This is a genomic window from Kitasatospora sp. MY 5-36 (assembly GCF_001182915.1).
GTDB lineage: Bacteria > Actinomycetota > Actinomycetes > Streptomycetales > Streptomycetaceae > Kitasatospora.
Genome location: NZ_LFVW01000795.1, coordinates 1 through 4,400 on the forward strand (window position 1 = coordinate 1; position 4,400 = coordinate 4,400).

At 74.5% G+C, this 4,400-nt stretch carries 6 protein-coding genes; 3 read left to right on the forward strand and 3 right to left on the reverse strand.

The window, feature by feature from the left end:
* Nucleotides 1–276, reverse strand: a 276-nt coding sequence (locus AE652_RS36150; protein ID WP_049659250.1) for a CHAD domain-containing protein, incomplete at its 3' end; no start/stop codon positions are given.
* Between the two features lie 167 nt (nt 277–443).
* On the opposite strand from AE652_RS36150, the gene AE652_RS36155 reads away from it, so the two are divergent.
* The 3 genes from AE652_RS36155 (at nt 444) to AE652_RS36165 (ending at nt 2,838) form a co-directional block, all read left to right on the forward strand.
* Entirely contained in the window at nt 444–1,118 is a 675-nt protein-coding gene (locus AE652_RS36155) for a hypothetical protein (protein WP_049659251.1), read from the forward strand.
* Between the two features lie 153 nt (nt 1,119–1,271).
* On the forward strand, nt 1,272–2,075 hold the full coding sequence (locus AE652_RS36160) for a thioredoxin domain-containing protein (protein ID WP_049659252.1): 804 nt from the start codon (nt 1,272–1,274) through the stop codon (nt 2,073–2,075).
* Nucleotides 2,076–2,181: 106 nt separating this feature from the next.
* Nucleotides 2,182–2,838 carry a vitamin K epoxide reductase family protein gene (locus tag AE652_RS36165; RefSeq protein ID WP_053112467.1) on the forward strand — a complete coding sequence of 219 codons (657 nt, stop codon included), beginning with the start codon at nt 2,182–2,184 and terminating at the stop codon, nt 2,836–2,838.
* Nucleotides 2,839–2,845: 7 nt separating this feature from the next.
* Here AE652_RS36165 and AE652_RS36170 read toward each other — a convergent pair whose 3' ends face one another.
* Complete coding sequence (locus AE652_RS36170; RefSeq protein WP_049659253.1) at nt 2,846–3,346, reverse strand: NUDIX hydrolase; 501 nt, start codon at nt 3,344–3,346, stop codon at nt 2,846–2,848.
* Between the two features lie 106 nt (nt 3,347–3,452).
* Nucleotides 3,453–4,400: serine hydrolase (locus tag AE652_RS36175; RefSeq protein WP_049659254.1), on the reverse strand; the 948-nt coding region annotated here is incomplete at its 5' end.

Genomic DNA, 4,400 nt, shown 5'->3' on the forward strand with positions numbered 1-4,400 from the left:
GGCGAGCCGTTCGGCCAGCACCTCGCGGTCCCGCGCCCCGCCGAGCGCGGCGGCGAGCCAGCGCAGCTCGGCGACCAGCTCGTCGGTGGTGCCGGGGGCGAACAGCCGCCGGAAGGTCCGCAGGGCGCTGCGCAGCCGCCGGCAGGCGACCCGCATCCGGTGCACGGCGTCCGGTTCGTCGGCCCGGACGGCCTCGTCCAGGCCGGCCAGCACCACGGCCTGCGCCTCGATGCGGGCCAGCAGCACCTGTCCCACCGTGGTCTCGGGTTTCGCCATGTGCGCTCGCCCCCTCGTCGGGTCAGCGGGAACGCCTTCCAGGCTAATCCGGCCGCGGCTGCTGTCGACCCGACGGGCGACCTCGCAGGCTACTGAGCGCGCGTCAGCCGGACCAGGGACCTACGGGCCCTCGTGCCGGACGCGGAGGCCATGGCATACTCCGGAGCGTGACGACCTCCTCCCATGCGACCAGGGCCCTGCGGGCCGCGGTGTTCACCGCGCTCGCCGTGCCGATGGCCGCGTTGGGCCAGGTGGTCATCACGGGCCGTCCGCTGCCGCTGTCGCTGGTGGCCACGGCCGGTGCCGTCGTCTTCCTGGTCGCGACCGTGCTGGCCGGCGGGGAGCGGCGGTTGCTGCACATCTCCGGCGTGATGGTGCCGGTCGAGCTGCTGCTCAACACCACGTTCAACCTGGGCCAGGCCGGCTGTTCGCCGGTGCTGGCCGGTCAGGTGCCCGCACGCGGGGTGAACCTGCTGGTCTGTGGTGGCGGTTCGGTGGACGGCTCGCTGCTGAGCGGCCCGCTGGGGCACACCGCCCAGTTGGCGCCCGCCGCGACCCAGCTGCTGCTCCTGCTGGTGCACCTGGTGATCGCGCTGGCGGCCTCCGCCTGGCTGCGGATGGGCGACGCCGCCCTGTCCGGCCTGGCCCGGGCGCTGCGCGCGCTGAGCGAGTCGCTGGCCTGCCCGCTGCGCGCCCTGGTCGTCCTGCTGCTCCCGGCCCCGGTCCGTCCGGTGCTGCGGGTGCCGCTGCCGGTGTCGGACCGCCCGCGGCCGCGCCGCGAGGACGTGGTGCTGAGCCCGGCGCCCCGGCGCGGCCCGCCCGCCTTCGCGCCTGCCTGCTGATCTCCGGCCTCATCTGATCATCCCCGTACCCGCCCGAAACGGGCCCGGTACGCCCGCAGGCAGTGCGCACGACTCCCGCGTTCACCGACCCCGCCGCAGCAGCTGCGGCTTCCCGCGCGCACCCGCGCGCCGCGTACAGGAGTTGACTCCCCCGTGTCCCAGGACAAGAACAAGAAGCGCATCAGTGCCCGCGAGCGGATCCAGGAGGCGCAGCGCCGCGAGCAGCAGGCCGCCAAGCGCCGTCAGCGGATCGTCGTGACGGTCTCCGCCGTCGTCGTGCTGGCCCTCGCGGGCGGTGTCGCCGTGGCGGTCAACTCGGCCTCGGACAAGAACGACAAGTCCTCCGCCGCCGCGTCCGCGCCGCTGGTCACCCCGGCCAACGCCTCCGGCCCGAACGGCACGGTGATCACCTACGGCAAGGCCGACGCCCCGCACACCATGGCGGTCTACGAGGACTTCCGCTGCCCGGTCTGCAAGCACTTCGAGGCGGCGAACGGCGAGACCGTCAAGAAGCTCACCGAGGACGGCCAGATCAAGGTGGAGTTCCACCTGGCGGCCTTCCTGGACAAGAGCCTCGGCGGCAAGGGCTCGCGCACCGCGCTGGCCGCCGTCGGCGCCGCGCTGAACGAGGGCGTGGACCAGTTCAAGGCGTTCCACGACGTGCTGTACGCCAACCAGCCGGACGAGCGCGAGGACGGCTTCGGCGACGTCAACCACATCCTGGACCTGGCCGGCCAGGTGCCCGGGCTGAAGACGGACGCCTTCGTGAAGGCGGTGACCGACAAGACCTACGCCCCGTGGGCGGCCAAGGTCGCCGACGCGTTCAACGACAGCGGCGTGACCGGCACCCCGACCGTCAAGGTGGACGGCAAGCAGATCACCCTGTTCGCCGGGAACGCCGTGGTCCCGCCGGAGCAGTTCACCGCGCAGGTGAAGCAGGCCGCCGGCCTCCAGTAGGCCGCGCCCCCGCCCCCGCGCACCACCGCACCGTACGGCACCACCCGGCCCGGCCGAACTCCCGGCCGGGCCGGCTCCTCCCAGCCAGCCACCGGAGTGTGCTGCCATGTCCGCTGCTACCACCGTGCCCCCGTCCCGCTCCGCTCCCGACGACGCCGCCCGGGCCCGGGCCCCGATCGGCGCGAGCCGGGCCTACGCCTTCCTGCTGTTCCTCGGCGGTCTGGTCGGGCTGGCCGCCTCGGCGGTCCTGACCTTCGACAAGCTCCGCATCCTGGAGAACCCCTCCTACGTCCCCAACTGCAACATCAACCCGGTGATCAGCTGCGGTTCGGTGATGCGCACCGAGCAGGCGGAGGTCTTCGGCTTCCCGAACCCGCTGCTCGGGCTGGCGGCCTTCGGCGCGCTGGCGGCGATCGGTGCGGGGCTGCTCGCCGGTGCGGCGTACCGGCGCTGGTTCTGGCTGGGGCTGAACGCGGGCACCGCGGTGGGCGTGGGGTTCGCGCACTGGCTGATCTACCAGGCGCTGTACGACATCGGCGCGCTCTGCCCGTACTGCATGGTGGTGTGGGCGACGGTGGTGGCGCTGTTCTGGTACACCACGCTGCACAACCTGCGCTCGGGCGTGATCCCGGTGGGCCCGCGGCTGGGCGTGGTCGCCCGGGAGGCGGCGCGCTACCACTGGGCGCTGCCGGTGCTGTGGGCGGCGGTGATCGCGCTGCTGGTCCTCAACCGGTTCTGGTACTACTGGAGCACGCTCATCTGACCGTCCGTCACCCCACGTACCCGTCCGAGTGCAGCAGCGTGGCGGCGCCCGTCCGCCGGGCCTCCAGGGCCCCGGTGAGCCGGCGCGCCGCACCGGGCTGCAGCAGGACGGCCGCCTGGGCCGGGGTGAAGTACCCGTGGTCGGCGATCTCCTCGACCTGCGCCCGGACCACCGACCCGGCCGCGACCGTCCCGCCGTCGAACATGAACTGCACGGCGGGGTGGGCGTGTTCGCCCTGGTCGGGGATGGCGTCGCGCCACTCCACGACGAGCAGCCGCAGCGGCCCGGCCAACAGCCCCGTCTCCTCGTACAGTTCGCGGGCGGCGCACTCGGCGGGCCCCTCCCCCGGGTCCATCCCGCCGCCGGGGAACTGCCACTGGTCGCGGTAACTGGCCTTCAGCAGCAGGACCCTGCCCGCCTCGTCGGTGAGCAGCACGCTGCACCCGACGTAGGCGCGCACCATCCCGGCGAGCCACTCCTCCTCCGAGAGTGCCCAGGTGTCCGTCATCGCGCCTCCTCCGCCGACCGCCGCCGTCGGGGACAATCTGCCGCGATCCCCGCCCGCCAAACGGCTGTTCGCGCCGAATCCACCCGAATGAGTGCCGGGGGCGGCCTCAGCCGAAGACGGCCCGCCGGAAGGCGTTGCGCAGCTCGGTGAGCCGCTGGATGTCCCGGTCGTAGTGCACCTTGTTGGTGAGCAGCAGGGCCCAGCGGCCGAGCCGCCGGGAGACCCAGAAGCCGGTGCCGGTGAAGCCGTAGTGGACGAAGGTGCCCTCGGCCGGTCCGGTGCCGGGGGCGTACAGCCAGGACAGGCCGCGGGCGGGGGCGAGGCCGCCGGTCTGCTCGCGCAGCGACTCCTCGATCCACGCCCCGCTCCAGGGCAGCCCGGGCGGCGGGGCGAGCAGCGCGGTGAGGAAGCGGGCGAGGTCGCGGGCGGTGGAGAAGGCCCCGGCGTTGCCGGAGACCCCGCCGAGCAGCCGGGCCGAGGGGTCGTGGACGACGCCGCACAGGTGGGCGCCGGCGCCCTGCTCGTACTCGGTGGGCGCGGTGCGGGCGGCGAGCGCGGCACCGAGCGGACCGTAGCGGGTGTCGGCCATCCCGAGCGGCCGCCAGGCCCACTGCTCGGCGAGCCGGTCCAGCGGCGCCCCGCCGAGGTCCTCGACCAGGTAGCTGAGCAGCACGGCGGCCCGGTCGGTGTACTCGACGGCCGCACCCGGCGGCCGGTGCGACGGGGCGGCGAGGACCCCGGCCCGGATCGCCGACGGGTCGCGCCCGTAGAGCTGCTCGAAGCGGGTGTACGGGAGCATCCCGGCGGTGTGGGCCAGGAGTTGACGGACCGTCACCGCTCCGGCGGGGTGCCCGGCGGCGGGCGGCCACCAGGCGCCGAGCGGCTCGTCCAGCGGCAGCCGTCCGGACTGCCGCAGCACCCCGGCGCAGGGCCAGAGCGCGACCACCTTGGTGAGGCTGGCGAGGTCGTACAGGGTGTCCGGCCCGGGCCTCAGCCGCGCGTACGGCCCCTGCCCGAGCGCGCCGTGACCGCCGCCGCCGAGCGCGCCGCCGGC